Source organism: Thalassospira sp. B30-1 (assembly GCF_015767575.1).
GTDB lineage: Bacteria > Pseudomonadota > Alphaproteobacteria > Rhodospirillales > Thalassospiraceae > Thalassospira > Thalassospira xiamenensis.
The window spans coordinates 1,545,633-1,563,856 of sequence record NZ_CP065232.1; the positions used below are offsets into that span (position 1 = coordinate 1,545,633).

The 18,224-nt window shown below is 57.1% G+C and carries 21 protein-coding genes; 14 read left to right on the forward strand and 7 right to left on the reverse strand.

Translation table 11 applies throughout. The features are described from left to right. Positions 1–13: 13 nt before the first annotated feature. Complete coding sequence (locus tag IT971_RS07250) at positions 14–898, reverse strand: DUF3800 domain-containing protein (protein ID WP_139190011.1); 885 nt, start codon at positions 896–898, stop codon at positions 14–16. 708 nt (positions 899–1,606) lie between these two features. On the opposite strand from IT971_RS07250, the gene IT971_RS07255 reads away from it, so the two are divergent. Genes IT971_RS07255 through IT971_RS07280 form a run of 6 tightly spaced genes read left to right on the forward strand, consistent with a single transcriptional unit; the run spans position 1,607 to position 7,333 of the window. Continuing rightward, the gene (locus tag IT971_RS07255; RefSeq protein WP_063093348.1) at positions 1,607–2,647 is read left to right on the forward strand and encodes a LacI family DNA-binding transcriptional regulator; all 1,041 of its coding nucleotides are present in this window, start codon (positions 1,607–1,609) and stop codon (positions 2,645–2,647) included. Between the two features lie 11 nt (positions 2,648–2,658). Further along, positions 2,659–3,663 (forward strand): ABC transporter substrate-binding protein, encoded by a 1,005-nt coding sequence (locus IT971_RS07260; protein ID WP_110252305.1) that lies wholly within the window; start codon positions 2,659–2,661, stop codon positions 3,661–3,663. Positions 3,664–3,714: 51 nt separating this feature from the next. After that, positions 3,715–4,584 (forward strand): ABC transporter permease, encoded by an 870-nt coding sequence (locus IT971_RS07265; RefSeq protein ID WP_269061594.1) that lies wholly within the window; start codon positions 3,715–3,717, stop codon positions 4,582–4,584. A gap of 2 nt (positions 4,585–4,586) precedes the next feature. Beyond that, positions 4,587–5,405, forward strand: coding sequence for an ABC transporter permease (locus tag IT971_RS07270; RefSeq protein ID WP_063093349.1), 819 nt, complete (start codon positions 4,587–4,589; stop codon positions 5,403–5,405). Beyond that, positions 5,402–6,478, forward strand: coding sequence for an ABC transporter ATP-binding protein (locus IT971_RS07275; RefSeq protein WP_063093350.1), 1,077 nt, complete (start codon positions 5,402–5,404; stop codon positions 6,476–6,478). The genes IT971_RS07270 and IT971_RS07275 overlap by 4 nt, the downstream gene beginning before the upstream one ends. Positions 6,479–6,502: 24 nt before the next feature. Beyond that, a complete protein-coding gene (locus IT971_RS07280; RefSeq protein WP_063093351.1) occupies positions 6,503–7,333 on the forward strand; it encodes a phosphodiesterase in 831 nt (276 codons plus the stop codon). Positions 7,334–7,362: 29 nt separating this feature from the next. Here IT971_RS07280 and IT971_RS07285 read toward each other — a convergent pair whose 3' ends face one another. After that, positions 7,363–8,553 (reverse strand): FAD-dependent oxidoreductase, encoded by a 1,191-nt coding sequence (locus tag IT971_RS07285; protein WP_063093352.1) that lies wholly within the window; start codon positions 8,551–8,553, stop codon positions 7,363–7,365. 232 nt (positions 8,554–8,785) lie between these two features. On the opposite strand from IT971_RS07285, the gene IT971_RS07290 reads away from it, so the two are divergent. The 4 genes from IT971_RS07290 to IT971_RS07305 all read left to right on the forward strand — a co-directional run bounded on the left by IT971_RS07290 (position 8,786) and on the right by IT971_RS07305 (position 10,352). Further along, positions 8,786–9,112, forward strand: a complete 327-nt coding sequence (locus IT971_RS07290) for a multidrug efflux SMR transporter (RefSeq protein WP_037987828.1) — start codon at positions 8,786–8,788, stop codon at positions 9,110–9,112. A 170-nt stretch (positions 9,113–9,282) separates the two neighbouring features. After that, positions 9,283–9,708, forward strand: coding sequence for a hypothetical protein (locus tag IT971_RS07295; RefSeq protein WP_139190012.1), 426 nt, complete (start codon positions 9,283–9,285; stop codon positions 9,706–9,708). A gap of 72 nt (positions 9,709–9,780) precedes the next feature. After that, a complete protein-coding gene (locus IT971_RS07300) occupies positions 9,781–10,137 on the forward strand; it encodes a hypothetical protein (RefSeq protein ID WP_063093438.1) in 357 nt (118 codons plus the stop codon). Positions 10,138–10,184: 47 nt separating this feature from the next. Beyond that, the gene (locus tag IT971_RS07305; protein WP_065701942.1) at positions 10,185–10,352 is read left to right on the forward strand and encodes a DUF3309 family protein; all 168 of its coding nucleotides are present in this window, start codon (positions 10,185–10,187) and stop codon (positions 10,350–10,352) included. A gap of 3 nt (positions 10,353–10,355) precedes the next feature. On the opposite strand, the gene IT971_RS07310 is transcribed toward IT971_RS07305, so the two are convergent. Then, positions 10,356–11,315 carry an NAD-dependent epimerase/dehydratase family protein gene (locus IT971_RS07310; RefSeq protein ID WP_063093354.1) on the reverse strand — a complete coding sequence of 320 codons (960 nt, stop codon included), beginning with the start codon at positions 11,313–11,315 and terminating at the stop codon, positions 10,356–10,358. A gap of 181 nt (positions 11,316–11,496) precedes the next feature. On the opposite strand from IT971_RS07310, the gene IT971_RS07315 reads away from it, so the two are divergent. Beyond that, the gene (locus IT971_RS07315) at positions 11,497–12,258 is read left to right on the forward strand and encodes a S9 family peptidase (RefSeq protein WP_063093355.1); all 762 of its coding nucleotides are present in this window, start codon (positions 11,497–11,499) and stop codon (positions 12,256–12,258) included. A 43-nt stretch (positions 12,259–12,301) separates the two neighbouring features. On the opposite strand, the gene IT971_RS07320 is transcribed toward IT971_RS07315, so the two are convergent. Then, positions 12,302–12,766 carry a RidA family protein gene (locus IT971_RS07320; protein ID WP_007091979.1) on the reverse strand — a complete coding sequence of 155 codons (465 nt, stop codon included), beginning with the start codon at positions 12,764–12,766 and terminating at the stop codon, positions 12,302–12,304. A 228-nt stretch (positions 12,767–12,994) separates the two neighbouring features. Between IT971_RS07320 and IT971_RS07325 the strand changes: the two genes are divergently transcribed. From IT971_RS07325 to IT971_RS07335, 3 genes are all read left to right on the forward strand, one after another. Continuing rightward, on the forward strand, positions 12,995–13,900 hold the full coding sequence (locus tag IT971_RS07325; protein ID WP_007091978.1) for a DMT family transporter: 906 nt from the start codon (positions 12,995–12,997) through the stop codon (positions 13,898–13,900). A 193-nt stretch (positions 13,901–14,093) separates the two neighbouring features. Next, positions 14,094–15,812 (forward strand): phosphoethanolamine transferase, encoded by a 1,719-nt coding sequence (locus tag IT971_RS07330; protein WP_223305053.1) that lies wholly within the window; start codon positions 14,094–14,096, stop codon positions 15,810–15,812. Positions 15,813–15,879: 67 nt separating this feature from the next. Then, positions 15,880–16,512 carry a TetR/AcrR family transcriptional regulator gene (locus IT971_RS07335; RefSeq protein ID WP_063093356.1) on the forward strand — a complete coding sequence of 211 codons (633 nt, stop codon included), beginning with the start codon at positions 15,880–15,882 and terminating at the stop codon, positions 16,510–16,512. Between the two features lie 15 nt (positions 16,513–16,527). Here IT971_RS07335 and IT971_RS07340 read toward each other — a convergent pair whose 3' ends face one another. The 3 genes from IT971_RS07340 to IT971_RS07350 form a co-directional block, all read right to left on the reverse strand. Continuing rightward, positions 16,528–16,950, reverse strand: coding sequence for a secondary thiamine-phosphate synthase enzyme YjbQ (locus IT971_RS07340; protein ID WP_063093357.1), 423 nt, complete (start codon positions 16,948–16,950; stop codon positions 16,528–16,530). 42 nt (positions 16,951–16,992) lie between these two features. Continuing rightward, the gene (locus IT971_RS07345; RefSeq protein WP_063093358.1) at positions 16,993–17,826 is read right to left on the reverse strand and encodes a class III extradiol ring-cleavage dioxygenase; all 834 of its coding nucleotides are present in this window, start codon (positions 17,824–17,826) and stop codon (positions 16,993–16,995) included. 149 nt (positions 17,827–17,975) lie between these two features. Continuing rightward, entirely contained in the window at positions 17,976–18,188 is a 213-nt protein-coding gene (locus tag IT971_RS07350; protein WP_063093359.1) for a DUF3185 family protein, read from the reverse strand. Between the last annotated feature and the right edge of the window lie 36 nt (positions 18,189–18,224).

The following is an 18,224-nucleotide window of genomic DNA, read 5'->3' on the forward strand; positions in this document are numbered from 1 at the left end:
TTTACCTCCTTTTTTATTTGTCGCGGGCAGTGTACGGATCGGGAACGTAAAAAATTCCGTAGGTTTTGAAGGTCTTGCCGTCGCGATATCCGTCCCCTGAAAATTGCAGAGCGTGACAGCGCGGGGCGAAGCCGATTGCGATGTCGTCGCGTTGCGGTCCGGTAAAAGACCATTCCGGCAGGCGAAATCCCCAATTGATGCAATACAAACAAAGATCTGCTGCCTGAACGCCGGGCGACATTTCCGAATCAACAAATAGCGGGGCGGGAACGATCCAGCGTGTTCTGTGTCGGCCGGCTGCCGTTTTCAGGTAATAATCCTGAAGCTTTCGGACAAACCGCCTGTCATTTGCCTTCTCGGTCTGGTCCATGACGAACAGGCCGTGTTGCTGTTCCATTTCCAGAAAGTAGAAGAAGCGTTCCTGCAAAAAGATATGATCTTTGCGCAGGAAATGGGGATATTGATAATCCTTCGGGGGCTTGGCCCCGCACGGGATCAGGCTGGCAAAGATCTTTGCATTATGTTTGTGCAAAAGATCAAAGATCGCATGTGCCATAAGGATGCTGGCTTGGCCGTAGGCCGCAAAATCACGTGCTGCGGGACTTTCTTTTTGCAGTCCCTTTGTGAGAAAGCGCCTTACCCCGTTGTGGCGGATATTGGCATCAAGCGTGGCGGAGGCATCCGCCCATTTGACACGTTTGAGATCAAGTAATTTGCTGCCTTTGATTTCTTTGCTGTATTCCGCAAGACGCACCCCGAAACAGTCCAGTTCGGCCTGATGGAAATCACGGACAAAATCCCAGATACGACTTGCATGAATGGCGACGCCGCCGCGAACCTCCATCGGCATGTTGCGATGGTCATGACCACTTTCGTCCATGAAGAGCAACCAGCTCAAGACGCGACCCTTTCCTGCAATGGGGCGTTGTATATCCCTTTGAAATGCACGCCGGATTGGATCACATACGGGGTGTGTTGTGCAAATTTTTAGTCAGGCAATATCGACAGGTTCTGGACGAAGGTTGGGGGGATGGAAATTCAGTTCCTTTATGAGGTTACTCAGCTTTTAACATTTTTCCATCTTCGGCTGGTTGCGGGTTCTCATGAAATCATCCGAGACGCTTTGTGTGTCAAAGAAGCTGTCCCATAGCGGATCGGTTGGTGGAAAGTCATGAGGATTTCCTGCTGCCGGAGCCTTTCGACGCGGGAAAGCGGATTTCGGGGGCTTCGGGGTCATTGCGGATGCCTCCACCTTTTTTGATCATTAATTATATTTTGGTGATGGGCGGCACGGGTCAAGTGTATATGCGCGAAAGCCGCGCATATGGCGCGGGGGTGACGATTTTTGGGCGTGCGCGTCGTGGGCGGAGCGAAGGTTGGGGATGTGCCGACGGGTGGGATATTCGGGGCCGGGCTGGCGGGGAAAAACAAGGGGGCGGGGCCATGCCGGGGCTTGGGGTGTCGGGTTTCAGGGCAGGGTCGCGGCTTTGTGAAATCGCGGTTTTCTGCCGATGTAAACGTTTCAAATGTTCATAAAACGGCAACAAATGCGTTATCAGACTGACTTGTAACTTGCCTATGGTGGGGGCGTTACAGGAGTTCTGGTATGTCGTCAAAACCCACCATGCGCGATGTGGCGCGCAAGTCCGGTCTTTCTATTGCGACGGTATCGCGGGTGATCAATTTCCCCGGCGAGGTTCCGGCGGAAACCGCCGAAATCGTGACCGCGGCGATGCGGTATCTGAATTACCGGCCCAACATCAATGGCCGCCGGTTGAAGATGAGCCAGACCCGCACGGTCGGCGTTCTGGTGCCGACCCTTGCCAACCCGGTATTTGCCACATCGGTGCAGGGGATCGAGCAGGAAGCCAATATCGAGGGGCTTACCGTCCTTCTGACATCCTCCAATTATGATCCCGAACGCGAAATGGGGGCGGTTTCAGCCCTTTTGAACAATCGCGTCGACGGGTTGATCCTGACACTTGCCAATGCGGATAACAATCCGGTGGTGGATTTGCTGCTGGCCGAGAAAATCCCGTTCGTGTTGCTGTTTAACCAGCCCGAACGTGCCGATATCGCCGCGATCAGTGTTGATAACGCAAAGTCCGCCTTTGACATCACCAACGCCATGATTGCCAAGGGGCACCGGTCGCTTGTGATGGTGGCAGGCCAGTTTGAAAGTTCGGACCGGTCGCGCCAGCGCTATGACGGGTTTTGCCGGGCGCTTGATGAAGCCGGGATTGAGAAGAAGCATCTGGTGCAGGTGCGGTTTGGTGAGACCGATCTGGTGGAGCCATTACGCGATCTGCTGTTGGGGCCGGATGCGGTCACGGGGATTGTCTGTTCGACCGACATGCTGGCGATTGCCGCGATCAGCGCGTGCCGGGCGCATGGGTTATCGGTGCCCGGTGATGTTTCGGTTGGCGGTATTGACGGAATTTCGGTGGGTGGGCTGATCACGCCAAAGCTGTGTTCGGCAGTTCAACCCACCCAGGAGATGGGCCGGCAGGCGCTTGCATTCCTGCGCGGCCTGATCAAGGGGCAGACAAACCCGCAGAGTTTGTTGCTGCCTCATCATCTAAGCGACGGGGACTCCATTGGAGCATTCCGAGGGGATTCCCGACGCCGTTCATCAACCCGAGTATAGGAAGATCAAAAGTGCGTTTCAAACAACTTGTCATGGGTGCGGCGTTTGCTGTTGTGGCTGCGCAGCCTGCCTTCGCCGAAGATGTTGCGATTTGCTATAACTGTCCGCCAGAATGGGCCGATTGGGGCGGGCAGCTTAAGAACATTGCGCGCGACCTTAAAATCGATGTGCCGCAGGACAACAAGAATTCCGGTCAGACGTTATCCCAGCTTCTGGCGGAAAAGGATAATCCGGTTGCCGATGTGGCCTATTACGGGGTTTCGTTTGGCATCAAGGCCAAAGAGGAAGGCGTTGTTGCCGATTACAAACCGGCCAATTTCGACAAGATCCCGGCGGGCCTGAAAGATGAGAACGGCGCGTGGTTTGCCATTCATTCCGGCACCATCGGGCTTTTTGTCAATACCGAAGCCCTTGGCGGGGCACCGGTTCCGCAAAGCTGGTCGGACCTTTTGAAGCCGGAATACAAGGGCATGGTGGGCTATCTTGACCCGTCAAGCGCGTTTGTCGGTTATGCCGGTGCGGTTGCGATCAACCGGGCGATGGGTGGATCGCTTGACGATTTCACGCCGGGGATCGAGTTTTTCAAAAAACTGAAAGCAAACGATCCGATCGTGCCGAAACAGACCGCCTATGCGCGGGTTCTGTCGGGCGAAATTCCGATCCTGATCGATTATGATTTCAATGCCTATCGTGCGAAATACAAGGACGAGGCGAGTGTCGCCTTTGTCATCCCGACCGAGGGCACGGTTGCCGTTCCCTATGTCATGAGCCTGGTGAAAAACGGGCCGCATGCGGACAATGGCAAGAAGGTTCTCGATTATGTGATGTCGGATGCGGGGCAGGCCCATTGGGCCAATGCGTTCCTGCGCCCGGTGATTGCATCGGCGATGTCGCCGGAAGCCTCCGAAAAGTTCCTTCCGGCCGCGGAATATGAGCGTTCCCAGCCGGTCGATTACGCCAAGATGGCCGAAGTTCAGGCCGGTTTTGGCGAGCGTTATCTGTCCGAGGTGCGGTAAGTGTCGTCGGTTGAACATATCAAAGAGGGGCGTTCGCGCCCTTCTTTCCCATTGTCTTTATTATCCCGTGTTTTCGGGCGGGCAACGCCGGGGGCGGGAAGCCCGGCCATTCTGGCATTGTTGATGTTGCCCGGCCTGATCATTGTGGCGGCGTTTTTTATCCTTCCGATGGCGCTGGTGGCGATGCGGGTGGCGGATGGGCCGGACGGGCTTGCGACCTATTTCGTGATCCTGACAAATGAGCGTTATCTCGCCAGTTTGATCCAGACGCTTGTGATGTCGGCGGGGGTGACGGTGACGGCGCTTATTCTGTGCGGGATTTGCGGGCTGTTTCTGGTGCGCAACCGGTTTGCCGGGCGCAATGTGATTACCGCCCTTTTGACCCTGCCGCTCTCGTTTCCGGGGACGGTGGTTGGGTTCATGGTGATCATGCTGGCGGGACGGCAGGGCGTGATCGGGTCGGTCACGGATGCGCTTTGGGGCGAGAAGATCGTCTTTGCCTATGAAATCACCGGGCTGTTTGTCGGCTATCTTTATTTTTCGATCCCGCGGGTGATTTTGGCCGTCATGGCATCGGCCGAGAAGCTTGATCCGCAGCTTGAAGAAGCCGCCCGGTCGCTGGGTGCTCCGACATGGCGGGTGGTCCGGGATGTGATCCTGCCGGGGCTTCTGCCCGGTCTTGTGTCGTCGGGTGCGATCTGTTTTGCGACCGCGATGGGGGCGTTTGGCACGGCCTTTACGCTGGCGACCGATATCGATGTTCTGCCGATGGTGATCTATACCGAATTTACCCGAAACGCCAATATCGCGGTGGCAGCGGCGCTCAGCATCGCGTTGGGTGCGATGACATGGGCGGTTCTGGCCGCGGTGCGCATTTTTGTTGGTAATGGTGCGACATCGGGCACCGGTGGGGGAGCGTGATCATGCGGCGTGACGGGAAATTTTACAGCCAGCTTGGCCTGACGATTGTGCTGTGCCTGTTTATCGTGGTGCCGGTGGTGATGTCGGCATTGGCCGGGGTGACGGTCAATGTGTTCAAGGGGCTATCGTCGGGATTGACGTTGCGCTGGATCTTCGAGGTCTGGGACCTTTATGCGCAAAGCATCCTGCTGTCGCTTGGCATTGCGATGGCGTGCCTTGTGGTGACGTTGGTGGCGGGTGTGCCGCTGGCTTATGTGCTGGTGCGACGGCCCAGCCGGATGATGCGGCTGTTTGAGGAATTGCTGACACTTCCGGTGGCCATACCGGGGCTGGCATTGGCGCTGGCGTTGCTGATCACCTATGGCGGGGTCAGTGGATACAGATCAAGCTGGCTTTTCATCCTGACCGGGCATGTTTTGTTTACCCTGCCTTTCATGGTGCGCTCTGTCGCGGCCGTGATGGCAGCGATGGATATGAAGATGCTGGAAGAAGGGGCGGCAAGCCTTGGGGCCGGGTTCTGGCGGCGGTTCTTTGGCGTGATCGTGCCCAATGCCAAGCCGGGTATTCTGGCAGGGGCGCTTATGGTGGTGACGCTTTCCATCGGGGAATTCAACCTGACCTGGATGCTGCATACGCCGTTAACCAAGACATTGCCGGTTGGTCTTGCCGATGCCTATGCATCCATGCGCCTTGAAATCGGCAGTGCCTATACCCTGATTTTCTTTGTTTTGATCATGCCGTTGCTGATTGCGATGCAGGCACTTGCCAACCGGGGCAGTCGCGCATCCAGACGCATTGATACGGCGGAGGATACGTTATGAGTACGCAGATCAGACTTCGCAATTGTGCGAAAACCTTTGCCGATGGCACGCGCGCCCTGGCCCCCTTTGACCTGACGATTGAGGGCGGGGAAACGATTGTTCTGCTTGGCCCGTCGGGATGCGGCAAGACGACGATTTTGCGCATGATTGCCGGGTTGGAATTTTCTGACGCGGGCGGTGTGATCAGCTTTGACGGGGATGATGTCACCCGCCAGTCGATTGAAAAACGCCGGGTCGGCATGGTGTTTCAGTCCTATGCGCTGTTTCCCAATATGACGGTGGCGGAAAACGTTGCCTATGGGCTTAAGGTGCATGGGGTGCCGGGCAAAGAACGCGATGCACGCGTCGATGCGATGCTGGAAATGATGCATATCGATATGCTGGCGGACCGGCGGATTGACCAGCTTTCGGGCGGGCAGCGCCAGCGTGTGGCATTGGCGCGCGCGATTGCGGTGCAGCCGCGTGTCTTGTTGCTCGACGAACCCCTGACCGCACTGGATGCGAAACTGCGCGTAAGGTTGCGCACCGAGATCAATGCGCTTCTGCGCAAGCTTGGCATTACGGCGGTTTACGTCACCCATGATCAGGAAGAAGCCATGGCGCTGGGGGATCGGATTGTGGTGATGCAAAAGGGCGAGATCGCGCAGATCGGCACCCCGCGCGAGATTTACCGCAAGCCGCAAAACCCGTTTGTCGCCGATTTCGTCGGCGCGGCCAACCGGATGACAGGGCAGATGCGCGACGGGCGATTGCATATCGGGACCCATGTTTTTGATGCGGTCGATGCGTTTGATCCGCGTCATGGCGCGATTATCGATCAGGGCCCGGTGGAGCTTTATTTCCGGGCGGACGGGCTTTCGCCCTGTGACCTGAGCGAGGCGCATTTTACCGGCCGGGTCGAGGCAGTTTCGTATCTGGGTGAACGGTTGCGACTGACCGTGTCGGGGATTGGCCCGCAGGCGATCACGATGGATACCCATGCCGATGACGTGATTGAAGCCGGGGCCGATGTGCATTGCCGGGTCAATGCCGACCGGCTGACGGTTTTTCCCGCTGTTGCGGCCCAGTCATAAAACAAAAGAAAGAAATCAAAGAAAATGCTGATTGCACAATTGACCGACCTGCATATCGGGGCGGGCCGCAGGCTTGCCTATCGCAAGGTGGATACCGCAGGCGCGCTTGAAAAGGCGGTTGCCCATGTGATGGCGATGGTGCCGCGCCCCGATGTGGTGCTGTTTACCGGCGATATTGGCGACCTTGGCGACCAGCAAGAATATGCGCTGGTAGCGGAAATCCTGACCAAACTGACGATCCCGTATTTCATGGTGCCGGGGAACCATGACCGACGCGGGCCGCTGCGGGCAGCTTTTCCCGATGCCACGCCGGTTGGGGCCGATACCGGATTTGTGAATTATGTGGTCGATGATTTTCCGCTGCGCCTGATTGCGCTGGATACGCTTGATGAAGGCAAACCGGGTGGCGTTCTGGGGAAGACACAGCTTGACTGGCTGCGCGATGTGCTTCTGGACGGGGATGGCCGGGATTGCGCGATTTTCATGCATCATCCGCCGATTGTGACCGGTATTGCCCATATGGACGCGCAAAATCTGGGCGAAGGTGCGGAAGAACTCGCGGCAATCGTTTCGGTGCATCGTGACCGGATCAAGGCGATTTTCTGTGGCCATGTGCATCGCCCGATCCATACGATCTGGGCCGGGGTGCCGTTGATGATCGGCCCGTCGGTCGCCCATCAGGTGGCGTTTGATTTACGCGCCGATGGACCATCGGCCTTTGTCATGGAACCGCCCGCGATGCATCTGCATGTGTGGGATGCGGGGCAGCATAATTTGATGACGCATCTGGCCTATCTTGACCGGTATGACGGACCACATCCGTTTTTCGGGCCGGATGGGAAGCTGATTGTTTGACTGTTTTGGCGGAACCGGGTGGGGCTAAGTTATTTCCCCACCCCGACCTTGATCGCGAGTTTACGCAGCGGGCCGATGCGGTTGATGGCGGTGAGGCCCGCATAGCGCAGATCGCGCAGTGTTCTGGGTTCGAACATGGATGCGCGGTTGAGCAGATCAATGCCGCCAACCCGTGCGAGCGTTTTGGGAAGCTGTTTGCGTTCGTAGGATTTAAGCAACGTGGTGGCCCCGATATCCTCGCCCTTGAGCTTGGCCTTTGCCATCAGGTCGGCCAGGGTTTCGATGTCGTGCAGGCTCATGTTAAGCCCCTGCGCACCAATCGGCGGGACGACGTGGGCGGCTTCGGCGACCAATGCAAGCCTTGCCGAAATCAGGCGTGACGGGACCTGTGATATCATCGGCCAGACCGCGCGCGGGCTTGCGACCGTAAGCGGGCCAAACATCGACATGGTGTCACGGGTGATTTCAGCCGAAAGGGTGGCGTCATCCATATTGTAAAGCTGCTGGGCGCGGTCGGCGGGCGTCATCCAGACGACGGACGAGCAGGGTTTGCCATTGAGATCGGGCATGGGAACCAGGGTCAGCGGCCCGCCGGTGCGGTGGATTTCGGTCGAGATATTGTCATGCGGTTTGTCGTGGGTGACGACAAAGACCAGCGCACTTTGATCATAGGCCCAGCGGCGATGCTTGATCCCGGCAAATTCGCGAAGCGATGAATTGCGGCCGTCGGCGGCCACGACCAGCTTGGCGCGGACGGTTTCGCCGCCGGATAATGTGGCCTCGCCATAACGTGCGGTGCCGGTGAAGCCGGTGACGGTGGTGGAAAAGCGGAAATCGACATTGGGCAGCGTTTCAAGTTTCGCCATCAGCGAAACACGCGCGGCCTTGTTCGAGACATTCCAGCCAAAGAAGCCCTGCGTGGTTTCGGCCCCATCAAAATCGGCGGTTTCGCGCGGGGTCATTTCAGTGCCCCCGGCATCGACAATGCGCATGACGCGAAGTTCGGCACCCGTGGGTTTGATCGCGTCCCAGACACCAGCCTTTTTAAGGGTATCGATGCCCGGTTGCAGGAAGGCGGTGGTGCGAAGGTCCGTCCCCTCGCCAATGTCGGCGGGGGCGGGATCGACAATCATGATCCTGTGGCCGTCGGCGGCAAAGCGGGCCGCCGCACTCATGCCGGCGATGCCGCCGCCTGCAATCAGAATATCGGTTTCGATCATGTCATTATCCCTGTTTTATTCGGGCTTCAAATCCGGGCGCAGTGTCGCATGTTGGTGGCCGGGCCGCAATGTGCCCGCAATGTGCCTTGGCGTGCAGTTATACGCAATGGCTTTGGCAGGTGGTTTGATGCAGATCGGGGCAGGTCGAAAATTATCGCGACGGATGGCTTGCCCCGCGCGTTGGTTTTGGCCATTTTGGGCGCACAAATCTTTGACCGTGAAGGGGTTGGTAATGCTGGCGTGGGTTTATCTGTTGGGCGCGATCTGCCTTGAAGTGGTCGGGACGGTGTCGCTTAAATTTTCCAACGGTTTTACCGATTGGCGGTTTGCGGTTTTGAGCCTGTCGCTTTACGGGGTCAGTTTCTGGGTGCTGTCATTAACGTTGCGCACGATCCCGGTCAGCACGGCCTATGCGGTGTGGTCGGGGCTTGGCACGGCGGCGGTGGCGGTGATCGGGATGATGTTTTTCAAGGAACCGATGAGCGTATTAAAGGCGGTTTTCCTGTTGATGATCATTGGCGGGGTGGTCGGGCTTAACGCGATCAGCGGCAAGCATTAGGATTTCAGCACGATTTTCAACAACAACCCTAACCTGCATCAGTCCTGAAAATACAATTGGCGACTACAATATCCGACAGGTGTTTCTTTTCCAGCCCCAGAGTATTTCGGGGGAACACTTCGGGATGGTCTGTCTGGCCGATCCGAACCGTGCTGGTCAAGGGGCTTGTTGTGGCGCATTATTCCTCGTCTATCGGTCTTGACACAAAATACGACCAGTTCCTGCAAATGCCGGTTGGTGATGACAGCAAAGGGACCAGTGTTACGGTTCTGTCGATGCTGGCACGGCTTGGTGTTGATCCGTGGCAGGAGGCATCCGACCTTGCGGCGCTGCCGAAAAAATCCGCGTGGGAACGGCTTGACGGGCTTGTTGCGCGCTTTACCGATGTGCCATCGGTGATTGCCGAACGTGCCGACGCGGTAAGCCGAATGATCGCATCCCTGCCCGGCGGGGAGCTGGCGGATCGCACGCGTCAGGCAAACGCAGGCACAGGCACAGGCACAATACTGCCCGATATCCTTGGCAACCGGCTTTATCTGATGGTCGCGATTGCGTTTCTGGTGATTCAGGTCGCCGTTTTCTGGTTCGGCAAATAGAAGCCCCATCCGCCGCCAAGCCTGATGCTTCTTCTGCGGATTGATTCCCAAATTGTGCGCAAAGGCCAATTGATGACAGACAAAGACGATCTATGGGTGCTTGAAAAGAAGTTCTGGACCGAAGGGGCGGATGGTGTTCATCACCTGACGGCCAAGGGGGCGATTGCGGTTTTGCCCTATCCGGCGGGTATTCTGGTGGATGAGGCGATCTGGCGCAACAACGCGGTCGCCCAAAGATGGCGGACGGTGGCATTCAGCGATCTTGCGATCACGCGCAAGGGCGATGTTGCGGTTCTGGCCTATTGCGTCTCGGCGGAACGGGCCGAAGACCCGATTTACGAAGCACTTTGTACCTCGACCTATCTGAACGATGACGGTGTGTGGCTGCGGCTTTCGCATCAGCAAACGCCAAACGGGCCGCAAGAATAAAGCCAAGATTCACTTTATTATTTTAAACAAAACAGGAGACGATCCAAATGTCATTAGTAGGTATTATCCTTATCGTTCTGCTCGTGATTTTCCTGCTGGGCGGGTTTAGCGGCCGCTTTGGCGGGTATGGCTATGGTTTTGGTCACACCAGCATCGGTTTGCTGGGCGTCGTGCTGATTATCGTGGTCGCGCTGGTATTGCTTGGCCGGATTTGAGGATTAGGCTGCTGCGGAAACCCCGCAGCAGCTTTGCAGGTCACGCGCGATATCGGTATGGCGCGGTTGCCAGCCGAGTTCGCGGATCGCCTTCTGGCTGGTCATGCGGTGGCTGTGCGCAAGGCCAAGCGCCCATTGCCCGTATTCGCGGGCGATGTCATCGGGGCTGATATGCTCGATCTCGCAATCGGCCCGGCCAAAGGTTTGCGCGATCTGACGGGCAAGATCGCCAGTCGCGATACCTTCGATGCCAACCCCGATATAGCTTTGACCGCGTTCGCCGTTTTCAAGCACCAGCCGATAAAGATCGGCCAGATCATCGGCATGGATCAGCGGCCAGACGACTTCATCCCCCGGCCCATCGCCAACAATCCGAACGCGGTTTTCATCGCGCGCCCTGCGGGCCATGTCATGAAGCGCCCCGCCCGGCAAGGTCGGGCGGGTGCGAGACGGCGGATCGGTGCGATAGACGGTGGCGGGATGGATCACCATGCCATGCAGGGCCGGATCGGACAGGATTTTGGTGAGCCCTGCGACCATCCATTCAAAACCCGGCACCGGGGCAAAGGGCGTTTTTTCATCATGGATGGCGTCAGAAGATTTCATCGCGGGGTAAAGCCAGCTTCCGCCAGTATAGATGAAGCGTGGCAGGGCGGGGGCCTTTGGCCCGGATTGGCGATGCAGAACGTGCAGCAATTCGATCAGCATCCCGGCATCAACCGCGCCCATATCGGCGGAAAAATCACATGCGGCATGGATGACGGCATCGACAACGGGCAGTTTATCGCACCACGGGCCGGGATTGTGAATGTCGCCGCGGATCGGCCATGCGCCCATGACGGCAAGATGGGCGGCACTGTTTTCGTTGCGTGCCAGGGCAAAGACATGATGCCCGGCCGAAACCAGATTGCGCACAATCGCCGCCCCGATCAGGCCGCTTCCGCCCAGAATAAAAACACGCATCGCCATTCTCCTGAATTCGTGATGCGTTTGTTCATAGAACCTCAAGTAAGGGTAAGGTCAAGGGGGAAATTTGGTTGTGGCTGAACAATGAAATCGCCGGGCAAGATTCTGTTTTGGGTTGTAGTCTGTTTGTGGTCTGGGCATCCTTGATTGTGGTGTTCTCTAAAACAGGAACGGTAGAATGAAGCTCGCGATTGTAAGACGGCTTATCCCTGATTGGGGGACGACCTATGGCCCGGCAGGCGACGGGCCGTTTCCTGCGGTTATGTTGCTGCATGGGTCGGAGGGTGGTTATTCGGGCTGGAGCCATCGCAATGCTGTCATGTTGGCCGCGCACGGTTTTCTGGCATTTCCGTTTCCCTATTCCAATGGCGGGAACGCGTGGAATGCAGGCAGCATCACCAATGTGCCACTGGAGCGGACAATGGAAGCATTCCGCGCGTTGCGTGCATTTGCGTTTTCGGACGCGAAAGTCGGGCTGTTTGGTGTGTCGCGCGGGGCAGAACATGCGTTGCTTGTCACCTCGCTTATGGTGCGCGATGGCGAAAGCGGCCTTCCTGATGCGGTTGCGGCTCTGGCACCGCCGGATGTGATTTGCGGGGCGTTTGATGCACGACGTTTTCGTGATTCAGGCGATCCGGGGTTTCAGGAATGGGACCCTGCGGAGCGGGCCTGGACGTGGAAGGGGGCGTCGGACTGTCTGCTGCCGACCACACCGATTGCGATAGAGGATTACGACGGGCCGTTTTTTCTGGCGCATGGCAAAAAGGATAAGGTTTGGTCATCGCACATGACCGAAAGATTGACCGCGCGACTTCGGTCTGCGGGGCGTGCACCGGAGGTGCATCTTTATGAAGATCAGGGGCATGTCCCCGATAGCGCGGGCGAGAATGTTTTCAATGCCGATCTGATCGGTTTTTTTGAGCGGACTCTTTGCCAATAAGCCGGGCATGTGCCCGGCTTTTGGATGTTTGCGAAGGGCGTATTTACGCGACTTCGAAGATGCCGTCGATTTCGACCGCAACGCCGAGCGGCAGGGACGCGACGCCAACCGCAGAACGGGCGTGCTTGCCGGCCTCGCCAAAGATTTCGACCATGGTGTCGGATGCGCCATTAACAACCTTGGGCTGATCGGTGAAGGCGGGGTCGGAATTGACGAACGCATTCAGTTTGACGACGCGTTTGACATTATCAAGATCGCCAATCGCGGCACGGACCTGTGCAATCAGGTTGAGCGCGCAAAGCCGGGCGGCTTTCTGGCCGTCTTCGACCTGATAATCGCGGCCAAGTTTGCCGATGAATTTCAGTTCGCCGTTTTCCATGGTGATCTGACCCGAGACATGCACAAGATTGCCGGAACGGACATAGGGCACGTAATTGGCAACCGGGGCGTTTGCCTGGGGCAGGGTGATGCCGAGTTCGGCAAGGCGGGCGTCGATTTTTCCGGCCATGGATTTGATCCTCGTGATTGGGTGTGGCGAAAACGGTTCCAACTTATCGGCCTTGGCGCGCAAACAAAACCATTTCTTTTGTGTGAAATGGCATGGCGCGGTGGAGCCGTCCATAAGCAATGCTGATCGATTGATGAGAAATTTGGATTTGTCATATACCCCAATCCGTCGCACAAGAAAGCCAAGCCGTAAACGGATGGCATAAAACAATCAGGGGACGCGGACGAAATGGGATCAGGACGGTTTAAAATTGCCGATTTGCACGGTGCGTGGCTTGTGCTGATCGGGGTTCTGATCATCAGTCCCGATGCGCTTCTGGTCAGGCTGGTCAAGGCCGATGACATGACAACCGCGTTCTGGCGGTTGCTGATCCTTGGGTCCACACTTGCCCTCATCGCGTTCTGGCGCGGGATGCGTCGCCGTCAGTCATTGCGCCATGCGATGATGCCGACCCGCGATGAAATGCTGGCCGGGCTGTTTTATGGCGGGACAAGTGCGTGTTTCATCCTGTCGATCCGCAATACCGATGCGGCCAATACATTGGTGATCATTGCCGCGACCCCGTTATTATCGGCCCTGATTGCGGTATTTGTGTTCAAGCGCGTTCTGGCCGTGCGGACATGGATTGCATCCGTCGTGGTGTTTGTGTCGCTTGCGGCGATTGTCGGGGCGGGGTTTGGCGGGGCCAATACGCTTGGCGATATTCTGGCGCTTGGCACGGCGATCTGCATGGCGTGTTATTTCAATGTGGTGGGTACGCGCATTCATATCGATGCGGTGCGTGCGATGATGGTGGGCGCGTTTCTGGCGACATTGGTGATGGTACCCAATGCCAGCCCGATGGCGCTTGAGCCGCTTGACCCGATTTGGCTGATCCTGCTGGGCTGTGTGGTGTTGCCGCTGTCGTTTCTGTTCATTACTGCCGGTGCCAAGAAAATCCCGGCCGCCGAGGCAGGCCTGATCATGCTGAACGAGGCGATTTTCGGATCGCTTCTGGTGTGGCTGGTGATTGATGAGGTGCCCAGCCGCACGACATTGATTTGCGGGTCAATCGTGATCGTCACACTGGCGACGCACAGTTACCTTGGACTTCGGCAAAGCAGAATGCGCAAGCGGGCCGCCAAAACCGCCTGAACCCCGTTTTGCCAACGCAGGAAAGCTCCGTTCAGGTTGCTGTCAGTTTCGATTGATAGCAATCGGGGGCCGGTTGGTTTGACCGGTTGCCCCACGTGATCGGGTTGATCCCGGCATTGTTGGTCCGGTTGCCAAACGCGGACACATATTGCAGCGCAGACGTGGGGCATTTGCCCCTTTTGTGCGAGTGCCGATGTCCCGTTTCAGCCTTCCTGTTCGCTTTTTTAACCGGATGCGATCACGTTTTTCGCCGATTGATTATCGCTTTGTCATTGTCGGGCTGGCGGTTTATTTCGCGCTTGTCCTGAACTGGAAGGTTCTGGGGCATTTTTATCAAATCCTCGGGCAGCTTGACGCCTATGACCTTGGCTTTGCGGCCAGTGCGCCGTTTGTTTTGCTGCTGGGGTCTATCGTTTTATTCACGCCGTTTTCGTTCAGATACCTTTTGAAGCCGTTTTTTGCCCTGCTGCTGATTACCGGTGCGCTTGCGAATTATGCGATGGTCAAATATGGCATCGTGTTTGACCGCGGCATGATTGAAAATGTGGTCGAAACCAATTCAGCCGAAGCGTTTTCGTATCTGAATGAGCAATCGGCGATCTGGTTTATCGGGACCGGGATCGCGCCGGTGATTTTGCTGTTCCTGCTGCCGGTGCGCTATCCGCGCAGTGTTTTGCGCGGGTTTGTGCAACGGGTGGCGATGATGGCGGTGCCGCTGGTGCTTTTTGGCGGGATTGCCGGGCTTTATTTCAAGGATTACGCATCGGTCGGGCGCAATCACAAGGTGCTGGGCAAGGAAGTTTCGCCGGTCAATTACGTGACGGGCAGTATTCAGTATGTCAAACGGCGCTATGTATCTTCATCGATGCCATTCCAGACGGTCGGCAATGACGCCCATCAGGTGGTGAAGGTCGCGGGCAACGGCAAGCCGACTTTGATGTTCCTGGTGATCGGGGAAACCGCACGGGCGCAAAGTGTGCAGGCCAATGGCTATGCCCGCCCGACATCGGAATTTACCGGTAAAATACCGGGGATGCTGGCGTTTCAGGATGTGCGGTCCTGCGGGACGGCAACAGCGGTTTCGGTGCCGTGCATTTTTTCGGTCATGGATCATGCAAATTACAATGGCGAGGTCGCCAGCCATAGCGAAAGCCTGATGGATGTGGTCGCGAAGGCCGGTGTTTCGGTGTTCTGGAAGGAAAATGACGAAGGCTGCAAAGGGGCGTGTGACCGCATCCCCAATGTTGACATCAAACCCGAAGATTTCCCGCAATATTGCGGTAATGGCACCTGCCATGACGAGGTGATGCTTGACGGGCTTGACGAACAGATTGCCGCGATGGCGGGCGACCGGCTGGTGACCCTGCATCTGATGGGCAGCCACGGGCCGACCTATTACAAACGTTATCCCGATGAACACCGGTTTTTCACCCCCGACTGCCCGCGCAGCGATATTGAAAACTGCACGCAGCAGGAGCTGATCAATACCTATGACAACACGATCCGCTATACCGATTTTGTGATTTCAAGGCTGGTGGAACGGTTGCAGTCCTATCAGGATCGGTACAATACCGTGCTGCTGTATGTGTCCGATCATGGGGAATCGCTTGGCGAAAGCGGCATGTATCTTCATGGCGCGCCATACATGTTTGCCCCGGACGAACAGACGCGGGTGCCGATGTTTGTCTGGGCGTCTGACGGGTTTGTCGCCGATCACGGGATCAATCGCGTCTGTCTTAGCGATCAGGCCAGAACCGGCAGTTTTTCGCATGACAATGTGTTTTCAACCGTGCTGGGCGTGATGGGGGTTGAAACATCGGTCTATCGCAAGGGGCAGGATATCTTTGCTCCTTGCGAAAACGCCACCTATCAGGCGGAGCTTGAAACGCAGCCCGAAATGACTGGCAATTGACAGCGGCAGGCATCAGGTTTAATTGAGTATGCTCATTGAGTATGCTCAATTAAACAGGGGATGTCTTATGCAGACCGGTGTGAACAGCCGTGCCACCAAACGCGAACAGACGCGTGAAAACATCCTGATTGCGGCGCGCAAATGCTTTGACGCGCAGGGTTATGACGGGACATCCACGCGCGAAATCGCCAAGGAAGCCGGGGTTGCCGAAGGCACGATTTTCAGTCATTTCCCGACCAAGGAAGAATTGCTGATTTCCAGTGTGGGCGACCATCTGGCTGATGCGATCAAGCAGGGGCTGCATACGATGGAGCCCGAATGGTGCTTTGTCGACAAGCTGATGCATATCGCATCCTATCGCTTTGCGCAGATCGCGTTGCAGCCGGGACTTTGGCAGGTGATTTTGCAGCAATTGGTGTTTTCACCGCGCAAGGGGGCGGTCAAGGAACTGATGCGCGGTAGCGGCCTGATTGATGCGGTGATGCGCCTGATCGAGGATGGGCAGCTTGACGGGGAACTGAACCCGGCAATTGAACCCGCAGCAATCCACAAAACCGTTATCGCCCTGTTTTTATTCACCATCCATGAACATGTCGGGGCGGAGAATTACGATTGCGAGGATATGTGCGCGACCTTGCGCAGCCTGCTTGATACCCAGATCAAGGGCATCTGGCTGCGTCGGCCGGAAATGGCGGCGTAAGGCGGCAAGCCGGGCTTATTCCCCGATCAGATGCAGGGTGATCTGGCGGCGGTGCGGTGCGTGGCGATGTTCGAACAGGTAAATGCCCTGCCATGTGCCGAGAACCGCACGACCGTTTGTGACCGGGATGGTCAGTGACACATCGGTGAGGCTGGCCCGGATGTGGGCCGGCATATCGTCCGGCCCCTCGGCGGTGTGGCGATAGAGGCTGGGGTTTTCTTCGACCAGCCTTGCAAAGAAGGTTTCGAGGTCCAGCACGACATCGGGATCGGCGTTTTCCTGGATCGTCAGGCTGGCGGATGTATGGCGGCAATAGATCGTCACCTGACCGGTTTTGATGCCGGTTTGTTGCAGCCAAGACTGGACCTGATCGGTGAATTCAAGCAGGCCCTGTCCGGTGGTGGCGATTCCAAGGGTGGTCTGGTGTTGTGACAGCATGGCATCCCGCTTTGTTTCGGGCGGCCCTTATGATCGGTGTGATCAGGCCGCCGCCGTGGCGCTTTGGGGATCGTAAAAGCGCAGGGCCGTCATGGCAAGGTTGCCGAATTCAAAACTGTCATGCAGGGTTTCAGGCATGAAACCCTCGTCCGCTGCACCGAGTGCCACATAAAACGGCATCAGATGATCGTCTTCGGGATGAGCCATGGCGGCGTGCGGGGCCTGTGCGCGGTAATCAAGCAGGGCATCGATATCACGGGTGGCCAGTTTGCCCAGCATCCAGTTGGTGAATTCCTGCGCCCACGGATCAATCGGGCCTTCGTTGCGGTCAAGGGCGCGCAGATTATGGGTCATCGCCCCGCTGCCAACCACCAGAACGCCAAGATCGCGCAGGCCGCGCAGCTTTTTACCCAGTTCATAATGATCCGCCGGGCTGCCATGGGCCAGAATGGAGAGCTGAAATACCGGGATATCGCCACCGGGGCGGGCGATGATCAATGGCATCCATGCGCCGTGATCAAGACCGCGCGCGGCATCGGTTTCTGCCCCGATCAGACCGGCGATTTCGGATGCCAGTGCGGGATCGCCCGCAACATCATAATGCAGGTCATAAAGCGGTTTGGGAAAGCCGTAAAAATCGTGGATGGTTTCCGGGCGGGCCGCGGTCGAGATGGTCGGTGTCGCGGTCTGCCAATGGGCCGATATCATCAGGAGGGCGCGCGCGCCATCAAACTGATTGCCAAGATCGCGGGCAAAGAAATCGAATGCCGGGGTGGTTTGGCGCGCAACCAGCATCGGCGATCCGTGCGAGATGAAGATCGGCGCGAGATTGTCCTGCGGGGCGGCAGAAACAGAGGGGGCAACGGGACTGGTCATGGTGGGGCACCTCGACATTCACAAAACATTGATTGCGAATATGTGCCTGTTTGGTCCACCTGACCAGTCACCGTTCGTCAACAGTGTGTTGCCATCACCCGCGAAAGGGCGGTTTGGGGAAACAATGACAACAGCCGGATCGGGAAGGATCAGCGGGCCTTGGCACCAAACATCATCATGATGAAGCCCCCGACTGCGGCGGCACCACCAGCAATCAGATACCAGAGCGTTTCATCGGTGTAGCTGCCGAGGAAGGTTTCGGAGAGCTGGTCGGCGGCACTATCGGATGCGTTGAGACCAACGATCAAAAGGGCAATGCCGATGACGCAGATGACGATGCCGGCAATACGACTGATGGGCATTGGGGACTCCTGTTATTTTTGTTTGCGTTTGCGCGT

Bases quoted from the DNA above. Each gene is read 5' to 3' on its own strand.
- IT971_RS07255 (WP_063093348.1), top strand. From the start codon at position 1,607: ATGTCGTCAAAACCCACCATGCGCGATGTGGCGCGCAAGTCCGGTCTT.
- IT971_RS07270 (WP_063093349.1), top strand. From the start codon at position 4,587: ATGCGGCGTGACGGGAAATTTTACAGCCAGCTTGGCCTGACGATTGTG.
- IT971_RS07275 (WP_063093350.1), top strand. From the start codon at position 5,402: ATGAGTACGCAGATCAGACTTCGCAATTGTGCGAAAACCTTTGCCGAT.
- IT971_RS07280 (WP_063093351.1), top strand. From the start codon at position 6,503: ATGCTGATTGCACAATTGACCGACCTGCATATCGGGGCGGGCCGCAGG.
- IT971_RS07285 (WP_063093352.1), bottom strand. From the start codon at position 8,553: ATGATCGAAACCGATATTCTGATTGCAGGCGGCGGCATCGCCGGCATG.
- IT971_RS07290 (WP_037987828.1), top strand. From the start codon at position 8,786: ATGCTGGCGTGGGTTTATCTGTTGGGCGCGATCTGCCTTGAAGTGGTC.
- IT971_RS07300 (WP_063093438.1), top strand. From the start codon at position 9,781: ATGACAGACAAAGACGATCTATGGGTGCTTGAAAAGAAGTTCTGGACC.
- IT971_RS07305 (WP_065701942.1), top strand. From the start codon at position 10,185: ATGTCATTAGTAGGTATTATCCTTATCGTTCTGCTCGTGATTTTCCTG.
- IT971_RS07310 (WP_063093354.1), bottom strand. From the start codon at position 11,315: ATGCGTGTTTTTATTCTGGGCGGAAGCGGCCTGATCGGGGCGGCGATT.
- IT971_RS07315 (WP_063093355.1), top strand. From the start codon at position 11,497: ATGAAGCTCGCGATTGTAAGACGGCTTATCCCTGATTGGGGGACGACC.
- IT971_RS07320 (WP_007091979.1), bottom strand. From the start codon at position 12,766: ATGGCCGGAAAAATCGACGCCCGCCTTGCCGAACTCGGCATCACCCTG.
- IT971_RS07325 (WP_007091978.1), top strand. From the start codon at position 12,995: ATGGGATCAGGACGGTTTAAAATTGCCGATTTGCACGGTGCGTGGCTT.
- IT971_RS07330 (WP_223305053.1), top strand. From the start codon at position 14,094: ATGTCCCGTTTCAGCCTTCCTGTTCGCTTTTTTAACCGGATGCGATCA.
- IT971_RS07335 (WP_063093356.1), top strand. From the start codon at position 15,880: ATGCAGACCGGTGTGAACAGCCGTGCCACCAAACGCGAACAGACGCGT.
- IT971_RS07340 (WP_063093357.1), bottom strand. From the start codon at position 16,950: ATGCTGTCACAACACCAGACCACCCTTGGAATCGCCACCACCGGACAG.
- IT971_RS07345 (WP_063093358.1), bottom strand. From the start codon at position 17,826: ATGACCAGTCCCGTTGCCCCCTCTGTTTCTGCCGCCCCGCAGGACAAT.
- IT971_RS07350 (WP_063093359.1), bottom strand. From the start codon at position 18,188: ATGCCCATCAGTCGTATTGCCGGCATCGTCATCTGCGTCATCGGCATT.